Origin of the sequence: Pedomonas mirosovicensis (assembly GCF_022569295.1) — a bacterium.
Taxonomy (GTDB): Bacteria; Pseudomonadota; Alphaproteobacteria; order Sphingomonadales; family Sphingomonadaceae; genus Pedomonas; species Pedomonas mirosovicensis.
The window spans coordinates 1-26609 of record NZ_JAKFIA010000002.1 but is presented as its reverse complement, the minus strand read 5'-3'; the positions used below and the strand labels follow the sequence as shown (position 1 = coordinate 26609).

The following is a 26609-nucleotide window of genomic DNA, read 5'->3' as shown; positions in this document are numbered from 1 at the left end:
GAAACTCTCCTCAAGGCAAATGGAACATGGGCGTGAGCGGCCATTCACGCGGTTTGTTGTCGGGCTCGACCTCCATGAGGTCGGCCATGTAATCCCACCAGCGCCGCATCACCGGGTGCGCGGGCAGGGTGTCTCGGCTGTTTTCGGGCCGCAGCTTCAGCGTGGCGAACAGGGCGCCTGTATCGGGGTCTAGAAAAATCGAATAGTCGTAAATGCCCGCCTCGCGCAGGAGGGCGGCGAGCTCGGGCCAGATCGCGTCGTGGCGGCGCTTGTATTCCTCGGCAACGCCGGGCTTCAGCTGCATCCGGAAGGCGTGGGTGTCCATCGCGATTTCCTCCCCATACTCGCTTCTTTTTTTGAATGTTATGCCCCACACTGGGACGCTTGAGAAGCCATAAAGTGAAACAGTATCCCGTTATATGGGATTCATAAGCGTCTGTCGGCCCAGCCAGTCGAGGAACAGCTGGGGCCAGTAGCGCCCCGGGCCGCTCACATCCGTCAGCTTGCCGAAGCCGTGGCCGCCTTCATCGAAAATATGCACGGCCCCGCGCACGCCTTGCCGCCGCAGCGCCGCGAACAGCATCAGGCTGTTCTCGACCGGCACCACCCGGTCGTCCGCCGCGGCGGAGACGAACGTGGGCGGCATGTCGGCCGGAATAGTCTCCTCCAGCGACCAGCGGCGGATCAGCGCCGCATCCGGGTTGCGGCCGATCAGGTTGCGGCGCGAGGGGCCGTGGGCGTGGGGGTCCGCCATGGTGACGACCGGGAAGAACAGCCCGGCAAAGGCAGGGCGGGCGGGGCGGTCGTCCTCGCTATCGACCCGCGCGTAGGTTTGCTCGGAGAATCTGCTGGCAAGCATGCCTGCCAGATGCCCGCCCGCCGAAAAGCCGATGACGCCCACCTTCGCCTGCGGCCCCGCCTCCCGCGCCAGCAGGCGGAAGGCGCGCTGGGCGTCCTGCAACGGCGCGGCGGGGCCTGCGGCCCAGCCGTCGTAGGGCAGGCGATAGAGGAGCGTGCCGACGAGGAAGCCGCGTTCGGCGAAGTGATGGGCGATGGGGCCGCCGTCCGGCGCGGTGGCGATCCGCTCGTAACCGCCGCCCGGCACCAGCAGCAGCGCCATGCCATTGGGGCTGGCGGGGCGCACCAGTGTCAGCGTCGGCCGGGTGATGCCGTAAAAGGCAAGGTCATCGGGCGGGGAATCCGGCCTGCGGCGCACGGCGCGCTGGGTGACGGTGACGCGCTCGCCGCCTGGCGGGCGGCCGGGCCAGAGGTCGAGGGTCGCATGGACGGGTTCGGAGGCTTCCCGCGCCAGCGCGGGGGCGGCGACGCCGATGGCGAGGCTTCCATGAAGAAAGGCGCGGCGGTTCAGCATGTCAGTCTCCATCCGGGCGGCGGGCGCTGCGGGCCGTGCTTGCGGGCAGGCGGAAGGCTTCGGGCGGCGAAGGGTTGGCGGGGTCATAGTCCCGCGCCTCGGGCAGCAGGTGCCGGGCCAGTTTCGGGTCGGCCTCGAAAAGCCGGGAGGCCACCATCCGCGCCAGCTCGTAAGCGCCGTAGTTGTTGTGGTGGGTGCGGTCGCGGCCGTCGTCGTTGAAGGCAAGGGGTGCACGCTGCGGCCCCAGTACTTCGTAAAAGGCGATGGTCATGGGGGTGAGGTCGATGAGGCCGACCCTTTCTTCGTGTGCCACCGCCCGCACCGCGTCCGGGTAGCGGCCATGGCTGGGCGTGATTTTGCCCCGGCTGTCAAAATTTCGCCGCTCGGGCGAGGTGACGAGAAGGGGCGTTGCGCCCCGCCGCCGCACCTCGGCGATGTAAGCACGCAAATAGGCGCGGTAGGTGGTTTCGGCCTCCGCATAGGTTTGCGGCCACTGCGCCTTCTGGTCGTTGTGGCCGAACTGGATGAGCACCCAGTCCCCCGGCTTCATGCGGGAGAGCGCCTTGTCGAGCCGCAACTCCGCGAGGAAGGATTTCAGCGTCTCGCCGGATTCCGCATGGTTGGCGACGGCGATCGTCGGCGCGAAAAACCGGGGGAGCATCTGCCCCCAACTGGCGGCGGGCTCGGCGGTCTGGTCGGTAACGGTGGAATCGCCGAGGAGATATACCGTCGGCACATCAATGGGCTCGATGGCGATGGCGGTCACTCGCGGGGCGCTGCCTAAAAATTCCAGCGTCAGCCGGTCGTCCCACGTGGGGCTGCCGATCTCGCGGGGCTTGAGCCGCACGGCCGCGCCGCCCGGCGCATTTTCGGGCGGCGCACCCAGCGCGGGCGTCCGCACGTTGACGATGAAGCTGCGCGTCGCGGTTTCGCCCTTGCCGGTGTGGAGGCTCTCAACCATCAACCGGCGGCCTTCGGCCTTGACCGTGGTGTCCGACGCCTCCGCGCCGCCGAAGGCAAGGGTGACGCGGTAATTGCCCTCCGGTACTTTGACCGAGAACCGGTTGGCATCTTCCCAGCCGTGGCCGCGCGCGTCGTTGTAGGCGCGCCTGTCCGCCCCCAGCGTGAAATGCCGCGCGTTCTCGCGGGCGCAAGCAGATGTGGGGGCGAGCATAACGGCGGAGGCGGCGATAAACATCAGCGCGAGCCCGGCCAGCCGCCTCATGCAGCCCCCCGGATTTCATGGATGATGCTTGGGTTGATCTCCGCGATGCGGGTGGTGCCGGTCAGCGCCATGGCGACGTTCATCTCCGCCCGCATCAGGCCCAGCATGTGGGTGATCGCCTTCTCGCCGCCCGCCGCCAGCGCGTAGGCCCAGGCCCGGCCGAGCATGACGCCGTTTGCGCCCAGCGCCAGCATCCGCACCACATCCAGCCCGGAGCGGATGCCGCCATCGGCAAGAATGGTCATGCGCCCGCCCACTTCATCGGCGATCGGCGGCAGCGCCCGCGCGCTCGATAACGTGCCGTCCAGCTGGCGGCCGCCGTGGTTGGAGACGACGATGCCGTCCGCCCCCGCTTCCAGCGCCAGCCGGGCGTCTTGCCTGTCGAGGATGCCCTTGATGACGATGGAGCCCTTCCACTGGGAGCGGATCCACTCGATGTCGTGCCAGCCCACGTTGGGCTCAAAATTATTCCGCATCCACGCGAAGAAATCCTCAAGGCCGGTGTTCTTGCCGAGCACGGGGGCGACGTTGCCGAGCGCATGGGGGCGGCCGCAAATGCCCACATCCCATGCCCAGCGCGGGTGCAGGATCGCCTGCCCCATGCGGCGGAGAGAGCCCATGAGGCCGGGCGCGCCCGCAAGGCCGGAGCGGTAATCCCGGTAGCGCGAGCCCGGCACCGGCATGTCCACGGTGAAGACGAGGGTGGGGCAGCCGATCGCGGCGGCCTCGGCCAGCAGATCCTTCATGAAGCCGCGATCGCGGATCATGTAGAGCTGGAACCAGAAAGGCTTCGCGGCGGCTTTCGCGACTTCCGCCAGCGGGCAGGCGGAGACGGTGGAGAGAATGAAGGGGATGCCCGCCTTCTCCGCCGCGCGCACGGCCTGCCGCTCGCCGCGCCGGGCGTTCATGCCCGCCAGGCCGATGGGGGCGAGCGCCACCGGCATGGAAAAATTCTGGCCGAAGAGGGTGGTCGTGAGATCGATTTTCGAGACATCGCGCAGCACGCGCTGGCGCAGGGCGACGGCCTCCAGATCCGTGATGTTTCGCCGCAGCGTCACCTCGGCGTAGGAGCCGCCATCAATATATTCGAACAGGAATTTCGGCAAACGGGCGCGGGCCAGTTCGCGATAATCGATAACCGATGCCGCCTTCATGCGCGTCGCCCCTGCGCGAAGGCGGAAATGCTGGATGCCGCAATCAGGCAGCGTGAGTTTTGGAAATGTTGGCGCGGCTGCAGGCTTGATGCGATCATGGTCTTCTCCCCTGATCGTATAGTCATACAAAATATCGACGCATGGCAAGGGTCATTTCATATGTTCGGATGATATCTCATATATTGGGAAATTGGGCATGTGCTGCAGCGCTTGCCCGGAAGCCGGTCAGCTTGACCGAAATGCGATACTGTATACACTCAGACAATATATACATGTGAACAGCGCAAGAGCTTGAAGACAGGGGAAATCATGAAGCGCACGAACTGGGTACGCGGCGGCGTTGCGGCCGCGCTGGTCATGCTGGCCGCAGGGGTGGCAATGCCCTGCTCGCCCGTTCTCGCCGCGACGCAGGTCGAGGCGACAGTCAGCCAGATTCAGCTGGAAACGCGGGATTTCACGGTTGTTCTCGACCGGGCATCGCAAACTCTCGTCTCCCTTGCGCCAAAGGGTGCGGGCGGCTTCGATTTCGCGCCCTCGCACCGCCAGAAGGAGCGGCAGGGCGATGGTTTCTATCATCTGGGCGATATCGACCTCAGGCTGCGATTGGCCGGTGAGACCGAGTGGCGCGATTACGCGACGGCTTATAAACGTCTTCCCGTGACGCCGCTGGCGGCAACCGGCCCGGTGCTGGCGGCGAGCGATGTGTCGGCGGCCTTGCCTGCGGACCTGCCGCTTAAGGTCGAGCGGCGCTGGGTGGTGGAAAACGGCCAGCTGGCCCTGCGCTTCCGCCTCACCAACCGCGCTAAGCGCGCTGTCGAGATCGGCGGGCTTGGCCTGCCGATGGTGTTCGATAATATTCTCAGCGGCCGCTCTCTTGAAGAGGCGCACGAACAGGCCAGCTTTGCCGACCCCTACATCGGGCTGGACGGCGGCTATCTTCAGGTCACCCGCCTCAACGGCAAGGGTCCGGCGCTTCTGGTGCTGCCGGAGGCGGGCACGCCGTTCGAGGCCTACAAGCCCATTCTGGACGAGAAGGACGAGAGCGGGCGCACGAAGCTGTTCAACGACGGCACCAAGCGCGGCCAGACCTTCGAGGGCTTCTACGACTGGATGGTGACAAGCCGCGGCTTTGCCGAGAAGGAATGGTCCGGCGCGGAGCAGTGGAATGAGCCAAGCGTGCTGAAGCTCGCCCCCGGCGAGACGCGTGAGATTGGCGTGCGCTTCGCGCTGTCGCCGTCCATCCGCGCCATCGAGGAAACGCTCGTCGCCAACGATCGCCCGGTCGCCATCGGCATTCCGGGCTACGTGGTGCCGATGGATCTGCCGGCTGACCTGTTCCTGAAAACCTCGAAGCGCGTGCGCTCCATCACCGCCTATCCGTCCCGCGCGCTGAAGGTGTCGAAGGATGGCTCGGTCAACGGTTGGGCCCGCTACAAGGTGGAAGGCAAGACCTGGGGGCGGGCGCGCCTCGAGATCGCCTACGCCGACGGCCAGGTGCAGACGGTGCACTATTTCGTCACCAAGCCGGCTGCCGAGGCGGTGGCCGACATGGGCCGGTTCCTCACCACCCAGCAGTGGTTCGATGATCCGAGCGATCCGTTCAAGCGCGGGCCGTCGATCATGAGCTACGACAACGAGGCCCGCTCGGTTGTCCGTCAGGATCCGCGCGTGTGGATTGCCGGCCTCAGCGACGAGGGCGGCGCGGGCGCGTGGCTGGCCGCCATCATGAAGCAGCTGGGCGAGCCGAACGAGGCCGAAGTCGGCAAGTTCGAGCGCTTCGTCACGGAGACGCTGGACGGCAAGCTGCAGGCCAACGAGGGGCCGGAAGCCTTCGGCGTACGCAAGAGCCTGTTCTTCTACGACCCCAAGGGCGTGCCGACCTTTGCCTACGACAGCGCCATCGACTGGAGCACCTGGTCCTCGTGGGACCGGGATCATGCCGCGTCCTTCGCCCGGTCGTTCAACTATGTTCACGTGGCCGCCGCGCACTGGGTGCTCTACCGGCTGGGCCGCTATCAGGAAGGTCTGGTCAAGGCGCACGACTGGCGCTGGTATCTGAACCGCGCCTATGAGACGGCCATCGCCATGGTCCGGCTCGATCCGCATTATTCAAAGTTCGGGCAGATGGAAGGCGATGTCTTCGTCGATATTCTGAACGACCTGAAGCGCGAAGGGCTGCACGCCGAAGCCCGGGCGCTGGAAGCGGTGATGCGCGGCCGGGCCCAGCATTGGGCGGAGGACGCCTACCCCTTCGGCAGCGAGATGCCGTGGGATTCGACCGGCCAGCCGGAGGTCTATGCGTGGATGCGCTACTTCGGCCATGACGACAAGGCGGAGCAGACCCGCGAGGTCATCCTCGGCTATGACCCGACTGTTCCGCACTGGGGCTATAACGGCAACGCCCGGCGCTACTGGGACTTCCTCTACGCAGGCAAGACCCGGCGGATCGAGCGCCAGATCCATCACTATGGCTCGGCCCTCAACGCCGTGCCGTTGTTCGACGCCTACCGGCGCGATCCGAAGGACACTTACCTGTTGCGCGTCGCCTATGGCGGTCTGCTCGGCTCCATCACCAACATCAACCAGGAAGGATTCGGCTCGGCCGCCTTCCACTCGAACCCGGACATGATGCGGTTCGATGCCTACACCGGCGACTACGGCATGAGCTTCTTCGGCCATGCCTACGCCACCGCCGCCTACCTGGTGAATGACGCCACCTTCGGTTACGTCGGCTTCGGCGGCATTGTGGAGAAAAGCGGAGATACCGTCCGCATCGAGCCGAAGGATGCCTTCCGCAAGCGCATCTACATCGCGCCGGCGGGCCTGTGGCTGACGCTGGATGCGGGCCAGTTCGAACGGGCGGAGTATGATACCGCCAGCGGGCGGGTGCGCGTTTACCTCGCCAAGGCCGATCGCTACACGCCCAAGGCCTATCTGAACGTGGAGACCACGGTTGCGGGCAAGCCCGCCTACCAGCCGACACTTGAGACGGTGCGGACGCGCGGCAGCTATGTGTTCGACCTGTCCACGGCGGTGACGGTGGTGGAGCTGAGCCCGACTCAGCCGACTCAGGCTCAATAACCCTGGGATCGAGTTCGGCGTCCCGCCGGGTCGGCTGGTTCTAATGAGCTGGCTTGACCTGGCGGGCGAACTCCGGCCCGATGCCGCAGGCCCGCGCCACTGCGATCCAGGCTCGGCTAAATAACTCAGACTATTCAAGGATTTTCCTCAGCCGCCTGGGCTTGGCCGCCTTGGGCGGCTGTTTTGCAAGTGCTGAAAGACCTTAAATAATATCAATGAGTTAAGCCTGAGTGTGGCACGAGAGCCGCACCTGCCATGCTCGTCGTAGTTGGTATGGTCATAGATCGTATAATTTATTTTGTATAAGTTGTTTCACGTGCTTAAATGCCCCCATCGCGTTGGAGGACGCGACAGGGAGGAAATTTATGAAAAGAAGTTCGATCCGCTTACATTTCATGGCAGGCAGCGCGCTGGTGGCAATCGCCGCGCCGTTTGCTGTGTCTACCGCCGCGGCCCAGTCCGCCGGCGAACAGGCCAGCGCCTCGATGGAAGAAATTGTGGTCACGGGTACGCGTATCCGCCGGCCTAACCTCGAGAGCAACAGCCCGCTGACCGTCGTCAGCGATTCGGAAATCAAGTACCAGGGCGCGACCAACGTCGACAGTGTGCTGAACCGCATGCCGCAGTTCACGCCTGACGCGAACGAGAACGTCTCGAACGGCGCGGACGGTACGGCGCAGATCAACCTGCGCGACCTCGGCTCCAACCGCGTGCTCGTGCTGATGGACGGCCAGCGCCTGCTGCCGTCCCAGGCGATGGACGTGAACTTCATTCCGTCCGCGCTGGTTGAGCGCATCGACGTGGTGACCGGTGGTGCTTCGGCCGTTTACGGTTCCGACGCGATTTCCGGCGTCGTCAACTTCATCATGCGGAAGAATCTGAACGGCATCCGCGCCGATGCTCAATACAGCTTCTACCAGCACAACAATAATAACGACAGCCTGCGCGATCTGGTGCGCGACAGCGGTTACGAAACCGCGCCGGGTTCGGTGACCGACGGCAGCAAGTACGACATCAACATCGCGGCCGGCACCGACTTTGCCGACGGCAAGGGCAACGTCACCATGTACGCCGGCTACCGCAAGGTTCGCCCGGTGCTGCAGGGTTCGCGCGATTACTCGGCTTGCGCTCTCGACCCGACCGGTGAAGGCAACAGCGCCTTTGCCTGCGGCGGCTCAAGCAACAACGAGTACGGTTCGTTCACGGTTCTGAAGGACCCCGTGACCGGCTCTCCGGTGAACTACAACAACACCAAGGACGGCAGCAAAACCTGGGTTCCCTACGACAGCTCGTTCCGTTTCAACTACGCGCCGGAAAACTACATCCAGCGTTCGGACATCCGCTACACCGCGGGCGCCTTCGCGCACTATGAGCTGGCTCCTTCCGCCGAAGTCTACGGCAGCTTCATGTTCATGGACGACCACAGCTACTCGCAGGCAGCCTCCGGCGGCCTGTGGGCGGGCGAGGTCTACTCCATCAACTGCGACAACCCGCTGCTCGGCGCGCAGCAGGCGACCGCCCTGTGCGGTGCGGCTGCCGGCACCGATACCAGCCGGGATACCTTCATCGGCTACCGCCTGACCGGCGAAGGCAGCTCGCCGCGTCGGGACTCGCTGCGTCACACCAATTACCGCTTCACCGGCGGCGTGCGCGGCGACATCTTCGACGGCATCAGCTATGACGTCGGCGCTCTGCGCGCGGTCTCGATCTTTAACGAGAACTACCAGAACGACGTCGATCCGGCCAAGGCGAAGAAGGCTCTGCAAGTCGTCAACGTCGACGGCGTGCCGACCTGTAAGTCGGTCATCGACGGCACCGATCCGAACTGCGTGCCGATGGATGTGTTCGGCTACGGCAACATCGACCCGTCGGCCTACGACTACATCTACGCGCCGACGTTCACCCGCGGCGAGCAGACGCTGACCATGTTCAGCGCCAACATCAGCGGCGACCTGACCAACTACGGCATCGTCAGCCCGTGGGCGTCGAGCGGCGTCGGCTTCGCGCTCGGTGTGGAGCATCGCCGCGAAAACCTGGTCTTTGAGGCCGATGCTCTGGCTCAGGCCAAGGGCACCCTGGAATCTCAGGGCAGCATCAAGGTCAACGAAGTCTACGCAGAAGTTGGCGTTCCCATCCTTGAGAACATGCCGTTCGCCAGGTCGCTCAGCATCACGGGTGGCTTCCGTTATTCGGAATACACCAATGACAGCAAGACCGGCACGGTCACCAAGTACAGCGCGTCCACCTACAAGGGCGAACTGGACTATGCGCCGAGCCGCGACGTGCGCTTCCGCGCCAGCTACAACCACGCCATCCGCGCCCCGAACATCAACGAGCTGTTCGCCTCTCAGGGCCTCGGCAACGTGTCGGCACAGGATCCGTGCGCCGGCACCTCGCCGGTGGCGAGCATGGAGCAGTGCCAGCTCACCGGCGTTTCGCCCGAGCAGTACGGCAACATTCCGGAATGCCCGGCGAACATGTGCGTGGCCCAGGGCGGCGGCAACCCGCTCTTGAAGCCGGAAGAGGCCGACACCTACACCTTCGGTGTGGTGCTGACGCCGACCTTCCTGCCGAACCTGTCGCTGTCGCTCGACTACTACAACATCAAGGTGGACGGCTACATCGGCTCGGTTGACCCGACCCTCACCATCAACCAGTGCGTGCAGACCGGCAATCCCTACTTCTGCGACCTGTTCCACCGGGCTCCGGGTACGGGCGTGCTGTTCGGCACCGACGGCTACGTGGTCGGCACCACGCTCAATACCGGTTACCTGAAGACCTCCGGTATCGACGTGAGCGCCAACTACCGCTTCGACTTCGAGGATGTCGGCCTCAACAACGCCGGTCGCCTCAACTTCGACCTGGTTGGCACCTACCTCGACAAGTCGACCGTCAAGCAGCTGCCGGGCCTCGGCACCTACGACTGCGCCGGTCTCTACGGCCCGACCTGCGGTCAGCCGACGCCGCGTTGGCGCCACAACCTCCGCACCACCTGGGAGATGCCGTGGTCGAACGCCACGCTGTCGCTCAACTGGCGCTATTTCGGCGGAACGAAGCTGTCCAGCAACACGGACAACGAGTTCCTCAAGGGCACGCCGTACATCATCAACCGCAAGCTCAAGGCCTACAGCTACTTCGACCTGAGCGGTACGGTTGAGGTGTACCAGAACCTGGTCCTGCGCGCCGGTATCAACAACCTGTTCGACAAGGACCCGCCGGCGATTGCCCAGGGGCTGCTCAGCTCCTTCGGCAACGGCAACACCTACCCGGGTGTGTACGATCCTCTCGGCCGGACGATCTTCGTCGGTCTGACCGCAGAGTTCTAAAAAACACACACACGTGTCCGTCTGGACCGGCCCGCTTCCCAGCGGGCCGGTCTTTTTTATGCGGCAAGTTCCCTGGGTTCGCGCCTTCAGGCGCGCCATTTGGCCATGGGCTGAATCACCTTGCGGGCGCAGGCCCTGGCTGCGATAGCGCCCCGCCCAAACCTGAAGCCGACCGATTTCGGCTTGAACTGCTCCCAAGCTTTTGCAATTGTCTGAGTAATAAATAGGGCGAAGCCCGCAAACGCTTTGGGGACAGGATTTTCATGATTGCTAAGTATCTGATGTCACGACGCGCCTTTGTCGCGGCTGCGGCTGCCACCACCCTTGCCGCCTGCAGCGGCGGCGGTCGAGGCTCGTCCGAAGAACAGGGTAACGGCAAGAAAGGCGGCGACGGCATGACCCAGAAGGCTCCCACGCCCATCAATCCGCTGGTGCAGCAGCGGGCCGACGCGCAGATCTTCCGTCACACCGACGGCAATTATTACATGACCGCCTCCGTGCCGGAGTACGACCGCCTCATCATCCGCCGCTCGCCCACCCTCGCGGGGCTGGGAACGGCAGAGGAAGTGGTGGTCTGGCATCGCCCGACGGAAGGCAAGATGGGCGGCCACATCTGGGCGCCGGAGCTGCACGAGATCGACGGCCGCTGGTACATGTACTTCGCCGCGGGCAATGCGGGCCAGCGCCCCGGCGACGTGTTCGAAATCCGCACCTATGTGCTGCAGGGCCCCTCGGGCGATGCGTTCAAGGGCGAGTGGTCGGTGCTGGGTGAGCTTGAGACCCCGTGGGACAGCTTCAACCTCGACTCGACCGTTTTCGAGCACAAGGGCGTGCGCTACATCTGCTGGGCGCAGCGTGAGCCGGGCATCGACACCAACAGCAACCTCTATCTCGCCCCGCTGAAAACGCCGACCACCCTTGGGGCCGAGCCGCTGCGTCTCACCGTGCCGACGCTGCCGTGGGAAATCCGGGGCTTCAAGGTGGCCGAGGCTCCGGCCTTCCTCGCCCGCAACGGCAAGGTGTTCCTCACCTATTCGGCCAGCGCCACCGACTCCCGCTACTGCCTTGGCCTGCTGACGGCGGACGAGAACGCGGACCTGATGTCGGCAGCCTCCTGGACCAAGTCGCCGGAGCCGGTGTTCGTCACCTCCGAGCTGACCAAGGTCTACGGCCCCGGCCACAACAGCTTCACCGTGGACGAAGAGGGCCGCGACGTCCTCGTCTACCACGGCCGCGATTACAAGGAGATCGAGGGCGATCCGCTCTATGATCCCAACCGCCACACCCGCGTGCAGCGCCTGTACTACCGGCCGGACGGCACGCCGGATTTCGGCATCCCCGTCGGCAACGGCGAGGTGCCGGACCGCTTCTCGCCCGCAGGCCGTCAGGGCGTTTACCTGCGCCACGAAGGCGGCAAGCTGCTGGCGGACAACGGTGGCGCGCTGCCCGATACCCAGTTCCGCCAGAAGCCGGGCTTGGCCGGCGACGGCACGGTGTCGCTGGAGCCGGTCACCGCGCCGGGCCAGTTCCTGCGCCTTACGGAAACGGGCGAGCTGGTGGTGGCCAAAAATGACGGCACCCCGGCCTTTGCCCAGCAGAGCAGCTTCCGCCGCGTCGCGGGGCTGGCGGATCCGAAGGGCGTCTCCTTCGCGGCGGCGGGCGCCGCGGACAATTATCTTCGCGTTGCCGGCAATAGTGTTCGGGTCGCAACCGTGAGCAGCGACGTGGACCGGACCGGCGCGACCTTCCTCGTCAGCTGAGGCGGCGCGCCGCAACGCCGCCGCAGGGCGGCATGGCATCGCAAGGGAAGCCGGAGGTCCGCGCGGGTCTCCGGCTTTTCCTTTGGGGGAAGGATAAGCGGGCATTTCCGGCGCCGCTCCGGCCCCCTTGCTGCGCCGCCCAGGCCCGTCATCAGGGATGCGCTTCCTGCTGGTTCCATGGCCGTTGGGGTCAGCCGGCGGGTGGGCGCGACGACGGCGCCGGGCCCAGGCTGCTGAAGGTGGGCGGGGCAAGTCGCAGGCCAAGCTCCGCCACGAGGTCGAGAATTTGCAGCGTCACCTCCTCCTGCACAGCGAGGAAGGCGTCGTAGTCGGGCACGAGCACATAGCTGAAAATCTCGATCGGCAACCGGTCATTTCCCACGCCGAGCAGGCGCACGCGTGGCGGCTCGGGGAACCGGCTGTCCTTGGCCAGCAGCGTTCGCAGTCTCTCAAGGAGAAGGCGGACCTGCTCCGGCGAGGTCTCCTGGTGCAGGTTAATCATGGGGTGGAACCAGAACTGGCCGCGGCGGCTGTAGTTCTCGATCTGCTTGGCGGCAAAATCGCTGTTCGGAATGACGACGAGGGTCTGGTCGAGCGTGCGGATCTTGGTGGAGCGGATGCCCAGTTCCTCGATGGTACCCATGGTGTCGCCCACCTTGCAGAACTCGCCCACCCGCACCGGCTGGTCGGCAAGGATGGTGACGCTGGCCACCAGGTTCTCGATGAGCTTCTGCGCGCCCAGCGCCAGGGCCAGGCCGCCAACACCCAAGGCTGCGATACCGGCCGTCATGTCGTAGCCGAGCGTATCGAAGATCGCGATGATGCCGATGACGACGATGACCGCCTTGATGAGCCGGCGGATGAAGGCGGCGATGGAGGCGATCTGCCCGGTGCCGCGCTGCTGCAACCGCCGGATGATAACGCCGCCGATCGCATCGATCACCCGCCAGGCCAGCCAGGCGAAAGCGATCCAGGCCACCACCTGGATGACGCGGCCGAACAGTTCCCGCGCCACGATGGACAGGCCCAGGCGCGGCGCGATGAAGGTGACGGCAACGGCCGCGATCCACAGGCGCAGCGGCGGCGCAAGGGTTGAGAAGACGGAGCGCGCCTCCCTGTGCCGCCGTCGATACCACCAGGCATCGATCTGCAGGCCAATCGCGATCAACAGCCAGGAGGCGAGGTAGGAGAGCAGGGTCAGGCCGAACAGCGCCAGCCAGTGACCCACGGGCGCGCCCAGAACGTCAGTCTTGAGAAACGGCTCGGGCAGCCATCGCTCAAGCAGCGTCGCCGCATCTGAGTTTTCACCCTCGGCCAGAAGGTCGGGCACGGCATCCAGCGTTTCGGCCGCGATGACCCAGATGGGGCCGGTTTCGCTGTCCACCTGTTCCACCAGCAGAGGGACCGACTCCTTGCCGCCCCGAATGGTCCCCACCTGATCGACCTTGGGGTCGAGTTCGTCATCCAGATGGCCGGTCGCCGTGTTGCTGATCGTTGCCCTGGGCAGGAACTGGCCGCCCCTGTCCAGAAGGGTCTGGAGCTGTCGGGCCAGCGCCTGCCCGCGCTTGTGCCGACGGGAGCGGGGAATATCCTCCAGGTTCAGGTAAACGCTGGCGCGCTCGTAGTCCTGGTTGGCGATGGCATCAACGAAACCGGCGACGGTTCCCTCCGGCGTGCCGCGGCCGTAGGGATCGACCGGGGCGGGCGCTTCCTCCTCGGCGGGGGCCGGGGCGGTGAGCGCCTGGGAGATCGCCGGCGCCACGGGCAGGCACAGGAGAAAGGCAAGAAAGGCAAGGCCGGGCAGGACGGCGCGCCAGCGGGCAGCGGCGGGCAGCCGGAAGAAGACAAGACGACCGATCATGGAGGAATAACGACATGTCTGGCCGTCCGGTGCCACGCGCCGCCACGCTGCGGTCTGTCAGAACGACCAGCGGAAGCCGAAACGCCAGACCAGCTCGTTGTCGTTAAGGCCGTTCACCACCTTGTCGTTCAGCATCCAGATGTCGACGCCGCCGCCCACCATGAACGGGTTCCCCGCCAGTTCGAACGCCGGCGTGGCGATGGTGACGCCGGTGCGAAAATAGCCGAAGGTGACCTTTCCCCCGTTGGCGCTGTCGTAATAGTCGTCTGACAGCCCAAGGACGAGCGGAATGCGGAACCAGACCGGCCTGTCTTCCCTGCCGAGGTTGAGCGAGGCGGTGAGCGACGGCTGGACATAGAGCGCATCCGCCCGGCCCGGCCGGCCCACCTCCTGGGTGATCCGCAGAGAGGGGGCGAGGGTGAAATCCTTCAAGGGAAGGATCCCCTCCCACTGGCCGGTATCATCATAGCTCACGATCCACTCAAAATCGCTGTAGCCCCGGAAGGAGTGGGCGGGGGAGTGGTAATAGTAATAGGCGGCGGACATGCTCCAGCGCGGCGCCAGCTCGGCGGAGACGCCAGTGTAAAGGTCCGCCTCGTACCAGCCGGACAGCGTTCCTCTGTTCTCCTGCCCAAGACCCGGCCCGCCGAACTGGAAGCTGTTCCAGTTGCCGACGAACCAGCGCACTTCCTCAAACGGTCCGCCTGACAGCTCCGGCAAGGCGATGGTTAGCGTCACGTAGGGCTGCAGGCTCGGCTCCTCGGAGAAGGCGACCCCGCGCGAGATGTACTGGCCGGCCACCCGCATGCCGGTATCGATGCTGAAGCGATCGGGTTGCCGCCGCTGCGTGGGTTTCTCCTTCACTATGATCTCTGATGGCTTCTCGTCGGCTTCCGGCATCAGGCCCTGCTGCTGTTGCTGAGCGGGGACAGGCGCTGCCATCAGCAGGAGCGGTAAGCTCAGCGCTATCCTGGCCATGAGACATCCCAATCAAACAACAGGGTTGGCTTCTGCCCCAACAGCGATAGATGCGGCCTGGTTCCAGAGCTGGGGCCGGACAGTCGATGCTAATATCAAGCCAATCGAGTCGCGGCGCCGGCGAGTTGATTTCGCCTCCGGAATTAGCGTATTCCGCCTGTAGCGCCGATCTTCCAGGCGCATCTTCCCGGCCTGTTCGGCCGTGTTGCATAAGTCCGGATGAATCGAGGCATTCCAAGGAGATTGGGACTTGCACATCCCCAATGGTTCTGTAATTGTCTGAGTTAATGAGCGACGTTGCCAAAGTCGCGATCGGCCGGGGAGGGCTGGCTGACGGTATTTGGTTGGCGTTCTTGACTCATCAATCTTAGTTCTCAACGTCTTAGAAAAAACGAAGGCATCATGTCCCAGGATCGTAATAACGCCTCCAAGCCTTTGCGCTCGCGCGCCTGGTTCGATGACCCGTCCAATGCGGACATGACCGCGCTGTATCTCGAGCGGTACATGAACTACGGCCTGTCGCTGGAGGAACTGCAGTCCGGCAAGCCGATCATCGGTATCGCGCAGACGGGTAGCGATCTCAGCCCCTGCAACCGGCATCACATGGTCCTGGCGGAACGCGTTCGCGCCGGCATCATCGAGGCGGGGGGCATTCCCTTCGAATTTCCGGTCCATCCGATCCAGGAAACCGGCAAGCGTCCGACCGCCGGTCTCGACCGCAACCTGGCCTACATGGGCCTCGTCGAGGTGCTGTTCGGCTACCCGCTCGACGGCGTGGTGCTGACCATCGGTTGCGACAAGACCACCCCGGCCTGCCTCATGGCGGCGGCCACCGTCAACATTCCGGCCATCGCCCTGTCGGTCGGCCCGATGCTGAACGGCTGGTATAAGGGTGAGCGCACCGGCTCGGGCACCATCGTGTGGAAAGCGCGCGAACTGCTCGCTGCCGGCGAGATCGACTACCAGGGCTTCATCAAGCTCGTGGCGTCCTCGGCTCCGTCCACCGGCTACTGCAACACCATGGGCACGGCAACGACCATGAACTCGCTGGCCGAGGTGCTGGGCATGTCGCTGCCGGGTTCGGCCGCCATTCCCGCGCCGCTGCGCGACCGCCAGGAATCGGCCTACCGCACGGGCCTCCAGATCGTCGAGATGGTGCGGGCCGACCGCAAGCCGTCCGACATCATGACCCGCGAGTCCTTCATTAATGCCATCCGCGCCAATGCGGCGCTTGGCGGCTCCACCAACGCGCCGATCCACCTGGCCGCGCTGGCGCGCCACCTGGATGTCGAGCTGACCATCGATGACTGGCAGACCTACGGCCGCGATATCCCGCTGCTGGTCAACCTGCAGCCCGCAGGCGAATATCTGGGTGAGGATTTCTACCGCGCGGGCGGCGTTCCGGCGGTGATGAACCAGCTGATGCGCCAGGGCCTGGTGTTCGAGAACGCGCTCACCGCCAACGGCCGCACCATTGGCGAGAACTACCGCGACGCCACGATCGAGGACGAGAAGGTGATCCGTCCGTTCGAGCGTCCGCTGAAGGAATCCGCCGGTTTCTCCGTGCTGCGCGGCAATCTGTTCGACAGCGCCATCATGAAGCTGAGCGTGATTTCGGAGGAATTCCGCAAGCGCTACCTCAGCAACCCGAACGATCCGGATGCCTTCGAAGGTCCGGTCGTGGTGTTCGACGGTCCGGAGGACTACCATCACCGCATCGATGATCCCGCGCTCGGCATCGACGAGAACACCATTCTCATCATGCGCGGCGCCGGTCCGGTCGGCTATCCCGGCGCGGCCGAGGTGGTGAACATGCGCCCGCCGGTGCATCTCATCAAGGCGGGCATCCATTCGCTGCCGTGCGTGGGCGATGGCCGGCAGTCCGGCACATCCGGCTCGCCGTCCATTCTCAATGCCTCGCCGGAAGCGGCGGCCAACGGCGGTCTTGCCTTGCTGCGGACCGGCGACCGGGTTCGCATCGACCTCCGCAAGGGCACGGCCAACGTGCTTATCAGCGACGAGGAACTGGCGGAGCGCCGCCGCGAGCTGGAGGCCAAGGGCGGCTTCCCCTATCCGGAAAGCCAGACGCCGTGGCAGGAAATCCAGCGCATGACCATCGGCCAGATGGAAACCGGCGCTGTGCTTGAGCCTGCCGTGAAGTACCAGCGGATCGCCCAGAAGCACGGCGTTCCGCGGCACAACCACTAAAAGGCGCGGCCTGAAGGGGAGCGGGCTTGATGGCTGATTATCGCATCATCGAACGCGACGTGCGGGACCAGTTGGGCGAAGGCCTCTACTGGTCCCCGCGGGACAACGCGGTCTACTGGACGGACATCATCGGCAAGGCGGTGCACCGGCTCTCCTTCGGGACCGGCGCCATCGCCAGCTGGAGCGTGCCCGAGATGGTGGGCTGGGTGATCGAGCGGGAAAACAAGCCCGGCTTCATCGCCGGGTTCCAGAGCGGTTTCGTCGAGCTGGAGCTTGAGCCGCTTGCCATCCGGCCTATCCATAATCCGCACCCGCACCTGCCGGGCAACCGGATGAACGACGCCAAGGCCGACAGGCATGGCCGCATCTGGGCGGGCTCCATGCACGTGGACGCGGACCGTCCGACCGGGGCCTTCCACCGCCTCGACCCGGACTTCTCCGTCCATAAGATGGACGATGGCTACACCGTCGCCAATGGCCCGGCCCTGTCGCCCGACCAAACGTGGCTCTACCACACCGATACCGAACTGCGCCGCATCTACCGCTTTGCTCTCCACGACGACGGAAGCCTTGACGAGCGCAGCGTCTTCATCGAATTCCAGGAAGACTGGGGCTACCCGGACGGCATGACCGTCGACAGCGAAGGCGGCCTCTGGGTCGCCCACTGGGGCGGCGGCCGCGTCAGCCGCTTCTCGGCCGACGGCACGCTGGAACGCTCCATCCACCTGCCGGCATCGCAGATCACCAACGTGGTGTTCGCAGGCGAAAACTTTGAGCGCATGTTCGTCACCTCCGCCGCCGTCGGCAAGGACGACGAGCCCCTCGCGGGCAGCCTCTTCGAGGTGAATCCCGGCGTGCGGGGCCTGCCCTGCGGGCGCTTCGGCGGATAAGGTTTGCGTCCTGAAGTTTGAACGGGCGGTGGGTTGTCTCAACCCGCCGCCTTTTTTGTCTGTGTTTTTCGTTTTGCAGGAGGGACTCGGTCCCTCCTGCACCTCCCATTCGTTTTGCGGGGGCGCTTCCAGCGCCGCCTGACATACGCCCCAATAATAGAATGAGAATTATAGGGCCGCGCCCTGCATCCAGCAGGTAGCGCCAGTACGACCGGGTACGGCCCGATAAAACGAATGGGGGACAAGTCCCCCTTTCATTTCCATGCCCCCTTACACAAACATTCACTTGCCAGCCGTCAGCGTTCGCAGCTCATAAACCGGCGCGTCGCTGCCGCGGGTTTCGAAGCGCACGGCGATGGTGGATTTGCCGCGGATCAGCGCCTCGGGAAGGGCATAGTCCACGGAGACGAACTTCTTTACCGGCTCGGCCTGACGGCGCTCGTTCACGAGGCGTTTGCCATCGATGAGGATATCGAAGTTCTTGTTCACTTCCTCGCCCCAGTAGAGGGCGCGCAGCACCATGGGGCCGGGGCGGACGGCCATGTCCACCTCGATGTAATTGCCCTCGCCCCACCATGCCTGACGGCCGCTGCGGCCCTGCCAGGAGAGCAGATCGCTGTGGTTGGAGCGGAAATTATGATCGCGTTCGGGCTGCATTTCGCCGAGGAAGACCACATCGACCGTGCGCTTCTCCAGCGCCGCCTTTTCCCTTTGCGCGGCAAGGAACGCTTCGCGCTCGCCCGCCCATTCGGCCTGGCTGAAGATGGGGAAGTAGACCGCCGTGCGGTTGTCGTACTGGTTGAAGAAGGGGCGCAGCGTCAGCGCCTGCGGCACCGCGCCTTCCATGCGGAACACATGCTGCGCCGCATCCACTGGCTTCAGCGCCTTGAGCGGGTCGGGCGAGACCAGCGCCGGGGTCTGCTGCTCGAAATGCTTGTCTGCCGGGCCGAGATCGGCGGCGAGCACCAGCGGGCCGTGGAGGAAGGCGAGCAGGCGCGGATTGTCCGGCGTCGCCTCGGTCCGCAGCGGCATCGGCAAGGCAAGTTCGATGCGATCGCCCACCCGCCATTGGCGTTTGAGAATGGCATAGCCGCGCTGGCGCTCGAATGCAGCGGGCTTGCCGTTCAGGAACACTGCCGGGTTTTCGCACCAGCCGGGCAGGCGCAGCGCGATGTCCAGCGGCAGGCCGGAGGTGCGGGTGACCCGCAGCGTCACCGTCTCGCTGAAGGGATATTGGGTGTCCAGCTCGAACGCCATGCCCTTCTCCGCCCAGTCGAGCGTCGAGGGGGTGAACAGGTTTACGTAGAGCGTCCTGCCGTTTTCCCAGTAGATGGAGTCGCCGTGCTTGGAATGGCTTTCGATACCGGATCCGACGCAGCACCAGAAGCTGTCATCCGGCGTTGAGTAGGTGCGGCGCGCGCCCGAGGTCAGCGGCATGAAATAGACGAACATGCCGGTCTCTGGGTGCTGGTGCGCCATGATGTGGTTGAGGTGCACCCGCTCGAAATAGTCGAAGTAATGGGCCTCCGGCTCCCACGCGTAGAGGTGCCGGGTCAGCTTCAGCATGTTGTAGCTGTTGCAGGCCTCGCAGGTGCGGTCGGTGATGTAAGGGGACAGCACATCCGGCGGGCCGAAATGCTCGCGCTCGGAATTGCCGCCGATCACGTAAGAATGGTGGTCGAGCACGGTCTTGTGGAAGAAGCGCGCCGCCTGCGCGTGGCCGGGCTCGCCAGTCAGCTCGTAAAGCCGCGCCAGGCCGATGATCTTGGGGATCTGCGTGTTGGCGTGTAGGCCGGGGAGGATATTCTTTCCTGCCGTGATCGGGTCCAGCACCTTGCGGTCGCGGATGCGCTCCGCCAGTTTTAGATAGCGCGGGTTGCCGGTCAGCGCATAGGTTTCGGCGTAGCTGTCGTTGAGGCCGCCATATTCGGCAGCCAGCAGCTTTTGCATCTGCGCGTCGGAAAGCTGCTCCAGAATGGTTGCCAGATAATCGGCCATGCCGAGCATCACGTCGAGCGCGCGCGGCTCCTTGCCCAGCCGGTAGGCATCGATGAGACCGGCGTGAACCTTGTGCCAAGTGTAGAGCGGCACCCAGCCGCCGTTGATGTCGAACCCGCCGGTGCGGATATCCCCGCGCCGGATTTCCTCGAACACGATCTTGCCATCGAGCACCTTGCCATCGCGCTCGACCGTGGTGCCGCCGACATAACCATCGCCGTGGGCCGCCTGACAGCGGGCAAGTTCGGCAACCATGTACTGGATGCGGGCCTGAACCTCCTTGTCGCCCGTCTGCGCGAACATCAACGAGCAGGCGGAGAGGTAGTGGCCGAGCGTGTGCCCGGCGATGCCGCGGGCTTCCCAGCCGCCATAGACCTCGCCCTTGGGGGGCAGCCCGGCGCTCTTGTGGAAATTGTGAAGCAGCCGGTCCGGCTGCAGCTCCAGCAAATAACGGCGGTTCGCCTCGAGCGCGTTTTTCTGGATGGAGGGTTTTAGGCGCACGGCCTCGAGGGGAGGGGCGCACACGCTCCCGCGCTGACTTTCCGAGGGCTTCCGCAAGGGCGGGGCCCGCCAGCGCCACCGCACTGGCCGAGAGCAGAAAGGTGCGGCGCGAGAGCATGTGCGAGTTCCCCCTTTGATGGTTCTGGTCGTTTTATGGGGACGCATCCGATGGAGCAGGTGCGGCCCGATAAAACGAAAGGGAGATGCGGGAGGAACTGTACATTCCTCCCGCAAGGTCGGTATTTCCCTTAGTCGACGGCGACGACGGCGACCGACTTGGCCGGCAGGTCGAACACCAGCTTGCAGCCTTCGACGCGGCCGCTGAACGCCACCGGCTTGACGACGTTCGGGTTGTCGAAGGTGTTGTGGGCGTCGATCTTGTCGGCGGTCAGCACGCGGCCCTTGGCGCCCTTCACCTTCACGCCGGCGATGTCGGTGGTGACACGTGCCGGACGGGTCGGGTCCAGGTTGACCAGCGCGATGTGCAGCTTGCCCGAGGTATCGCGGGCAGCGGACACGTCGACGCGCGGCAGGGTAACGTCGCCCTTCTTGTACGCCGGCGCTTCAACCGACGCGTTGACCGGGGTCGCGCCCTGGAACGGCACGTACAGGTCGAACACGTGGTAGGTCGGCGTCAGGATCATCTTTTCCTTGTCGGTCAGGATCATCGCCTGAAGGACGTTGATCATCTGCGCGATGTTGGCCATCCGCACGCGGTCGGTGTGACGGTGGAAGATGTTCAGCGTCAGTGCCGCTACTTCCGCGTCGCGCAGGCTGTTCTGCTGGTAGAGGAAGCCCGGCGTCGAGCCCGGCTCCTGGTTGAACCAGGTGCCCCACTCGTCCACGAACAGGCCGACGCGCTTCTGCGGGTCGTACTGGTCCATGATGGCGGAGTGCTTGGTCAGCAGCTCGTCCATCCGCAGGGCGTTCTGCAGGGTGGTGGCCCAGCCGTCTTCATTGAAGCCGGTGGCCGGACCCTTGTCTTCCCAGCTGTGGGTGAAAGTGTAGTAGTGAAGGCTGATGGCGTCCATCTGATGGGCGGCGCGTTCCATCAGCACCTTGGTGAAGTTGTAGTCATCGACGTTCGCGCCGGTGGCCACCTTGATGACCGGATTTTCGCGCGGCGCCTTCACGAAGGTCTGGTAACGGCGGTGCAGGTCGGCCGAATATTCCGGACGCATGTTGCCGCCGCAGCCCCAGCTCTCGTTGCCGATGCCGAAGTACTTCACCTTCCACGGCTTGTCGCGGCCGTTGGCGCGGCGCTCGTTGGCCAGCGACGACTGGCTGTCGGAGGTCATGTACTCCACCCATTCAGCCATTTCGCGCGGGGTGCCGCTGCCCATGTTGCCGGCCACATAGGCTTCCGCGCCCACCAGTTCGGTGAAGTCGAGGAATTCGTGGGTGCCGAATTCGTTGTTCTCGGTCACGCCACCCCAGTGGGTGTTGACGCGCACCGGGCGCTTGTCGCGCGGGCCGATACCGTCGCGCCAGTTGTACTCGTCGGCGAAGCAGCCGCCCGGCCAGCGGATGACCGGCACGCGGATCTTCCGCAGCGCCTCGAGCACGTCGTTGCGATAGCCCTTGGTGTTGGGAATGGAAGAGTTTTCCCCAACCCAGATGCCTTCATAGATGCCGCGGCCCAGGTGTTCGGCGAACTGGCCATAGATATCGCGGTTGATGACAGGGCCAGTCTTGGCCGGGTCCACCGAAACGGGAGACCGGCACCGGATCGCTCTTCGCCATGGCCGATTGCGGGCTGGTGAGGGCCAGCACGCCCAGCGCCGTCACGGCAGCGCCCGCGACGGATTTCAACTTCAAGGCAATGCCCACGCGTTATTCTCCCCTTTATTGCAGCGTAGTTTCTTTATTCAACAAACGGTTCGACGATGGTGCGGCGGCCCAGCATGAAGGCGTCGGCCACCAGCCGGAACGGGGCAAGGTCAACCTCGCTCTCCCCATTGCGAACCAGTTCGGCAGATCGGGCATAGAGGCCCGGATATTCAGCATCGATCGCGCCGCCATCGACCTGCACGTCCCCGCCGATGGCAAGGCGCGCGCCGCCCTTGGAGAGGGCGAGGCGGCCGCAGTCGGTCACGATGTCGATGTCCCAGCGCTCCGAACCCTGCTCGCGCCAGTCGAATTCGGCGCGCACCGGCGTGCCGTTCGCATCGCTCATGGTCAGGTGCGCGGCGATCGGCGCAGCGCGGTTGGACGGGAAGAACAGCTCCGCATCGGTCAGATGCAGGTGGTTCGGCATGATGCGGGTGATGGCCGACAGGGCGTTGATGCCCGGATCGAACACGCCAAGGCCGCCCGGCTCCCAGATCCACGCCTGGCCGGGGTGCCATTTCTTCACGTCCTCGCGCCAGGTGATGACGACATCGCGCAGGTTGCGGTCGGCCACCCAGTTGCGCGCCGGTTCAATCGCTGGGGCAGCGCGGGTGTGCCAGGTGGTGTAGAGGCTGACGCCGCGCCGGCGCGCCGCGTCGGCCAGATCTTCCACCTCGGTCACGCTGGCGGCGGGCGGCTTTTCCAGCATCACATGCAGGCCGGCGGCAATCGCCGTGCGCGCCAGCGCATAGCGGCCGACTGGCGGCGTGCACAGGGAGACGGCATCGACCTCGATCTTTGCCGCCAGCATTTCCTCGATGGTGCGGAAGGAGGGAATGCCTTCCGGCCCGGTGTGGCGGGTGACGGCGGCAACCAGTTCATAATCCTGGCTGGCCGCGAGCGCCGGAATGTGCTGGTCGCGGGCAATCTTGCCGATGCCGACCAGCGCGATTTTGATCGGCGCCATGCTTACAGCTCCTTCACGGCGACGGTTTCAGCCTCGGCGATGCGGAGGCGATTCCGCAGCGGCAGGCTGAACGGCGCGGCGGACACCTCGAAAACGTCGCCTTCCTGGGTGGTGAGGCCGTCCGAGAAGGAGAGGGTGGCGGTGCCGAAGAAGTGGATGTGCACGTCGCCCGGCTGGCGGAACAGCTGATACTTGAAGTGGTGGTGCTCCAGGTTGGCAATGGTGTGGGACATGTTCGCCTCACCGGAGAGGAACGGCTTTTCCCAGATCACCTCGCCGTTGCGGACGATGCGGCTGGTGCCGCGCACGTCCTCCGGCAGGCTGCCGACCAGCAGCTCCGCGCCGACGGAGGCCGGGCGCAGCTTGAGTGGGCAAGCCACAGGTAGTTGCCGCGCTCGGTCACGTGGTCGGAGAATTCGTTGGCGAGCGCAAAGCCCAGGCGGCGCGGATTGCCGTCCTGGTCAATGATGTAGATGCCGGCGATCTCCGGCTCCTCGCTGCCGTCGAGCGCGAAGTGCGGGAGACCAGATCCTCGCCCGAGGCCACCATGCAGGTGCCGTTGCCCTTGTAGAACCATTCCGGCTGCACGCCCGGCTTGCCACCCTCCGGCTTGCCGCCCTCGACGCCGAGGAGGAACATCCGCATGGAATCGGTCATCTTCTCGCCGGCGGCGGCCTTGTGCATCTTATCGCGGCCCTCGGCCGAACCCAGGTGGGTGAGGCCGGTGCCGGTCAGGTGCACGTGGGCAGGGTCTGCATGATCGATCGGGGGCAGCAGCCGCCCTTCGGCGGCTGCTGCTTGAAGATCCACCACGTCGCTGGTCAGGCGGGCGGCCACGACATCGGCCAGCTTATGCCCCGCATTGATCGCCTCCAGCGCCAGCGCATAGGTGCTGGTGGCGCCGTCGATACGGCGCGCAACGCCGTCATTGTCCACTGCGGCAACGATCCGCGTGCCGTCCTGGGCCCGTAACTGAACCAGCTTCACGGTTCTTCTCCCCTTACTCTAACTTCTTCTCATGGGTTGTTGGTATGCGCTGGATCAGTCGGCCTTGTAGACGCCGTCCAGACGGTGCGGGATGCCCTTCTGATTGCCGTTGCGGAGAACCTCCGGCAGCAGACCGTTCGGGAAATCCTGATAGCAGACCGGGCGCAGGAAGCGCTCGATGGCAAGCGTGCCGACCGAGGTGCTGCGGCCATCCGAGGTGGACGGGAACGGGCCGCCATGCACCATCGCGTGGCAAACCTCGACGCCCGTCGGCCAACCGTTGGCGACCAGACGGCCTGCCAGGCGCTCCAGCACCGGCACGACTTCGGCCACAGCGGCGTGATCGGCCTCGATGAAGTGCAGGCTGGCGGTCAGCTGGCCTTCCATGTGGCGGAGCACCCGGATGAGCTGCTGGTTGTCCTTGCAGCGCACCACCACGGAGGACGCGCCGAACACTTCCTGGGCGGCACTTTCATCCTGCATGAAGTCCTCCGCCGAGATCGTGAACAGGGCTGCCTGGCAGGAGTTCACGCCGCCGGTCTGGCCACGGGTGACCAGCTTCAGCTTGCCGTTGGCGGCCAGCTGCTCGACGCCCTTGGAGTAAGCCTGGCAGATGCCCGGCGTCAGCATGGTCGCGGCCGGCGCGGCGCTCAGCGTCTCGGCGGCGGTGGCGATGAAGCGCTCCAGATCCGGGCCATCGACGGCCAGTACGAGGCCGGGGTTGGTGCAGAACTGGCCGGCGCCCATGGTGAGCGAGGCAACGAACGCGCGGCCCAGATCCTCGGCCCGCGCGGTGAGCGCCGCCGGGAACAGCAGGATCGGGTTGATGCTGCTCATTTCCGCATAGACCGGAATCGGCACTTCGCGCTCGCTCGCCACCTTCATCAGGGCGAGGCCGCCGCCGCGCGAACCGGTGAAGCCCACGGCCTTGATCGCCGGGTTGGCGACGAGCGCGGTGCCCAGTTCGTAGCTGGTGCCGCTCACCAGCGAGAAGGTGCCTGCCGGGAAGCCCGTAGCGGCAACCGCCTTGGTGATGGCCTTGGCTACCAATTCCGAGGTGCCAGGGTGGGCCGGGTGGCCCTTCACGACAACCGGGCAGCCGGCGGCGAGCGCCGAGGCGGTGTCACCGCCCGCGACGGAGAAGGCGAGCGGGAAATTGCTGGCGCCAAACACGGCGACCGGGCCCAGCGGCACCATCTGCATCCGCAGGTCAGACCGCGGCATCGGGGTGCGCTCCGGCATGGCCGGGTCGATGCGAACGCGCAGCCAGCCGTTCGAGCGCACTTCAGCGGCAAACAGCCGCAGCTGGCCAACCGTGCGGCCACGCTCGCCGGTCAGACGCGCCAGCGGCAGGCCGGTTTCCTTGTTCGCGCGCTCCAGCAATTCGTCGCCGATTTCCATGATGGCGTCGGCAATGGCTTCGAGCAGCGCGGCGCGGCGCTCGTGGCTGATGCCGCGCATCTCCACAAAGGCGGATTCGGCCGCCTGGCAAGCCTCTGTCACGTCATCGAGGCTGGAGATGCTGAAATCCGTGGGGAGAGATTCGCCGGTCGCGGGGTCGATCGCCCGGAAGGTCTCCTTCGAGCTGCGTGCTTTCCCTGCGATGAAGAATTCGCCTGTCAGTACCATGATACTCTCTCCGATTGGTGTGATGCGATGCTCGGCCTGAATACCAAAGCCGCGCGGCGAGGTCGCCACCAAATTGTATACGGTTTCATCAAATTGTATGAGTTAATGCGAAAATAGCTTGCCCGTTTCCTCAATACAAGCATATTGTCTGAGTTAATGCCACCCGGTGAAGCGTCATCGGAGATAGGCACACCTTTGTTTTGGGGAGGTTTGTAATGAGGCTCATGAAGGGCAAACTGTATCTGTCGGCATCCGTCCTGATGATGGGCATGGGTGTTCAATCCGCTATGGCTCAAGATGCCGCAGCGACGGCGCAGACCGACGGCTCCGCCGTGGAGATGGACGCCATCGTCGTCACCGGCGTTCGCGCGTCTCTGGTGGGCGGCCTTGAGGTCAAGAAGAACTCCACGCAGATCGTCAGATCGATCATCGCGGAAGACGTGGGCAAGCTGCCGGACAACAACGTGGTCGAGGCGCTGCAGCGTATCACCGGCGTTCAGGTGACCGACCGCGCCAGCGGTCAGGTGGGCCGCGTGTTCATCCGCGGTCTGGATGACGTCACCACCACCTGGGACGGCCGCAACATCTTCACCGCATCGGGCCAGAATTTTGCGCTGGCCGATATTCCGGCGAACCTCGTTCGCCAGATCGATGTCTTCAAGACCCGCAACGCCGAGCAGATTGAAAGCGGCATCGCGGGCCAGATCGACGTGTTCACCCGTCGTCCGTTTGATTTTGATGGATTCGCCGTCACCGGCGCCGTGCGCGGCGTTTATCACGAGCAGGCGGACAAGATTAATCCGAACGTCCAGCGCCCTCATCAGTGACCGCTGGGAGACCAG

General features: G+C 64.9%; 15 protein-coding genes and 2 pseudogenes. 6 read left to right on the top strand and 11 right to left on the bottom strand.

The genetic code is table 11. The features are described from left to right. Nucleotides 1-10: 10 nt before the first annotated feature. From L0C21_RS13155 to lldD, 4 genes are all read right to left on the bottom strand, one after another. A complete protein-coding gene (locus tag L0C21_RS13155; protein WP_259278904.1) occupies nucleotides 11-325 on the bottom strand; it encodes an L-rhamnose mutarotase in 315 nt (104 codons plus the stop codon). Between the two features lie 90 nt (nucleotides 326-415). After that, nucleotides 416-1372 carry an alpha/beta hydrolase gene (locus L0C21_RS13150; RefSeq protein WP_259278903.1) on the bottom strand — a complete coding sequence of 319 codons (957 nt, stop codon included), beginning with the start codon at nucleotides 1370-1372 and terminating at the stop codon, nucleotides 416-418. 1 nt (nucleotide 1373) lies between these two features. Beyond that, a complete protein-coding gene (locus L0C21_RS13145; RefSeq protein WP_259278902.1) occupies nucleotides 1374-2597 on the bottom strand; it encodes a rhamnogalacturonan acetylesterase in 1224 nt (407 codons plus the stop codon). Further along, complete coding sequence (lldD, locus tag L0C21_RS13140; RefSeq protein WP_259278901.1) at nucleotides 2594-3751, bottom strand: FMN-dependent L-lactate dehydrogenase LldD; 1158 nt, start codon at nucleotides 3749-3751, stop codon at nucleotides 2594-2596. The genes L0C21_RS13145 and lldD overlap by 4 nt, the downstream gene beginning before the upstream one ends. 309 nt (nucleotides 3752-4060) lie before the next feature. Between lldD and L0C21_RS13135 the strand changes: the two genes are divergently transcribed. The 3 genes from L0C21_RS13135 to L0C21_RS13125 all read left to right on the top strand — a co-directional run bounded on the left by L0C21_RS13135 (nucleotide 4061) and on the right by L0C21_RS13125 (nucleotide 11918). After that, nucleotides 4061-6832 (top strand): DUF5695 domain-containing protein, encoded by a 2772-nt coding sequence (locus tag L0C21_RS13135; protein ID WP_259278900.1) that lies wholly within the window; start codon nucleotides 4061-4063, stop codon nucleotides 6830-6832. 365 nt (nucleotides 6833-7197) lie between these two features. Then, nucleotides 7198-10158 (top strand): TonB-dependent receptor domain-containing protein, encoded by a 2961-nt coding sequence (locus L0C21_RS13130; RefSeq protein ID WP_259278899.1) that lies wholly within the window; start codon nucleotides 7198-7200, stop codon nucleotides 10156-10158. 263 nt (nucleotides 10159-10421) lie between these two features. Beyond that, nucleotides 10422-11918, top strand: a complete 1497-nt coding sequence (locus tag L0C21_RS13125) for a family 43 glycosylhydrolase (protein WP_259278898.1) — start codon at nucleotides 10422-10424, stop codon at nucleotides 11916-11918. A gap of 190 nt (nucleotides 11919-12108) precedes the next feature. On the opposite strand, the gene L0C21_RS13120 is transcribed toward L0C21_RS13125, so the two are convergent. Both L0C21_RS13120 and L0C21_RS13115 read right to left on the bottom strand, forming a co-directional pair. Beyond that, nucleotides 12109-13779 carry a mechanosensitive ion channel family protein gene (locus L0C21_RS13120; protein WP_259278897.1) on the bottom strand — a complete coding sequence of 557 codons (1671 nt, stop codon included), beginning with the start codon at nucleotides 13777-13779 and terminating at the stop codon, nucleotides 12109-12111. Nucleotides 13780-13836: 57 nt separating this feature from the next. Next, nucleotides 13837-14757, bottom strand: coding sequence for a hypothetical protein (locus tag L0C21_RS13115; RefSeq protein WP_259278896.1), 921 nt, complete (start codon nucleotides 14755-14757; stop codon nucleotides 13837-13839). Nucleotides 14758-15159: 402 nt separating this feature from the next. Between L0C21_RS13115 and L0C21_RS13110 the strand changes: the two genes are divergently transcribed. Then, entirely contained in the window at nucleotides 15160-16965 is a 1806-nt protein-coding gene (locus L0C21_RS13110) for an IlvD/Edd family dehydratase (protein WP_259278895.1), read from the top strand. Nucleotides 16966-16994: 29 nt separating this feature from the next. Further along, nucleotides 16995-17855, top strand: a complete 861-nt coding sequence (locus L0C21_RS13105; RefSeq protein ID WP_259278894.1) for an SMP-30/gluconolactonase/LRE family protein — start codon at nucleotides 16995-16997, stop codon at nucleotides 17853-17855. A gap of 282 nt (nucleotides 17856-18137) precedes the next feature. Here L0C21_RS13105 and L0C21_RS13100 read toward each other — a convergent pair whose 3' ends face one another. The 5 genes and pseudogenes from L0C21_RS13100 to L0C21_RS13080 form a co-directional block, all read right to left on the bottom strand. Then, on the bottom strand, nucleotides 18138-20378 hold the full coding sequence (locus tag L0C21_RS13100) for a glycoside hydrolase family 127 protein (RefSeq protein WP_259278893.1): 2241 nt from the start codon (nucleotides 20376-20378) through the stop codon (nucleotides 18138-18140). 224 nt (nucleotides 20379-20602) lie between these two features. Beyond that, nucleotides 20603-22097, bottom strand: a pseudogene (locus L0C21_RS13095) (alpha-N-arabinofuranosidase). Nucleotides 22098-22218: 121 nt separating this feature from the next. After that, nucleotides 22219-23151, bottom strand: a complete 933-nt coding sequence (locus tag L0C21_RS13090) for a Gfo/Idh/MocA family protein (RefSeq protein WP_259278891.1) — start codon at nucleotides 23149-23151, stop codon at nucleotides 22219-22221. Between the two features lie 2 nt (nucleotides 23152-23153). Beyond that, nucleotides 23154-24138 (bottom strand): annotated as a pseudogene (gene araD1 / locus L0C21_RS13085) (AraD1 family protein). Between the two features lie 54 nt (nucleotides 24139-24192). After that, nucleotides 24193-25767 carry an aldehyde dehydrogenase (NADP(+)) gene (locus tag L0C21_RS13080; RefSeq protein ID WP_259278890.1) on the bottom strand — a complete coding sequence of 525 codons (1575 nt, stop codon included), beginning with the start codon at nucleotides 25765-25767 and terminating at the stop codon, nucleotides 24193-24195. Nucleotides 25768-25991: 224 nt separating this feature from the next. Between L0C21_RS13080 and L0C21_RS13075 the strand changes: the two genes are divergently transcribed. Then, nucleotides 25992-26594 (top strand): TonB-dependent receptor plug domain-containing protein, encoded by a 603-nt coding sequence (locus L0C21_RS13075; protein WP_374940264.1) that lies wholly within the window; start codon nucleotides 25992-25994, stop codon nucleotides 26592-26594. Nucleotides 26595-26609: the final 15 nt, after the last annotated feature.

Bases quoted from the DNA above. Each gene is read 5' to 3' on its own strand.
- L0C21_RS13125 (WP_259278898.1), top strand. From the start codon at position 10,422: ATGATTGCTAAGTATCTGATGTCACGACGCGCCTTTGTCGCGGCTGCG.
- L0C21_RS13120 (WP_259278897.1), bottom strand. From the start codon at position 13,779: ATGATCGGTCGTCTTGTCTTCTTCCGGCTGCCCGCCGCTGCCCGCTGG.
- L0C21_RS13115 (WP_259278896.1), bottom strand. From the start codon at position 14,757: ATGGCCAGGATAGCGCTGAGCTTACCGCTCCTGCTGATGGCAGCGCCT.
- L0C21_RS13110 (WP_259278895.1), top strand. From the start codon at position 15,160: ATGTCCCAGGATCGTAATAACGCCTCCAAGCCTTTGCGCTCGCGCGCC.
- lldD (WP_259278901.1), bottom strand. From the start codon at position 3,751: ATGAAGGCGGCATCGGTTATCGATTATCGCGAACTGGCCCGCGCCCGT.
- L0C21_RS13090 (WP_259278891.1), bottom strand. From the start codon at position 23,151: ATGGCGCCGATCAAAATCGCGCTGGTCGGCATCGGCAAGATTGCCCGC.
- L0C21_RS13150 (WP_259278903.1), bottom strand. From the start codon at position 1,372: ATGCTGAACCGCCGCGCCTTTCTTCATGGAAGCCTCGCCATCGGCGTC.
- L0C21_RS13130 (WP_259278899.1), top strand. From the start codon at position 7,198: ATGAAAAGAAGTTCGATCCGCTTACATTTCATGGCAGGCAGCGCGCTG.
- L0C21_RS13135 (WP_259278900.1), top strand. From the start codon at position 4,061: ATGAAGCGCACGAACTGGGTACGCGGCGGCGTTGCGGCCGCGCTGGTC.
- L0C21_RS13075 (WP_374940264.1), top strand. From the start codon at position 25,992: ATGAAGGGCAAACTGTATCTGTCGGCATCCGTCCTGATGATGGGCATG.
- L0C21_RS13105 (WP_259278894.1), top strand. From the start codon at position 16,995: ATGGCTGATTATCGCATCATCGAACGCGACGTGCGGGACCAGTTGGGC.
- L0C21_RS13080 (WP_259278890.1), bottom strand. From the start codon at position 25,767: ATGGTACTGACAGGCGAATTCTTCATCGCAGGGAAAGCACGCAGCTCG.
- L0C21_RS13155 (WP_259278904.1), bottom strand. From the start codon at position 325: ATGGACACCCACGCCTTCCGGATGCAGCTGAAGCCCGGCGTTGCCGAG.
- L0C21_RS13145 (WP_259278902.1), bottom strand. From the start codon at position 2,597: ATGAGGCGGCTGGCCGGGCTCGCGCTGATGTTTATCGCCGCCTCCGCC.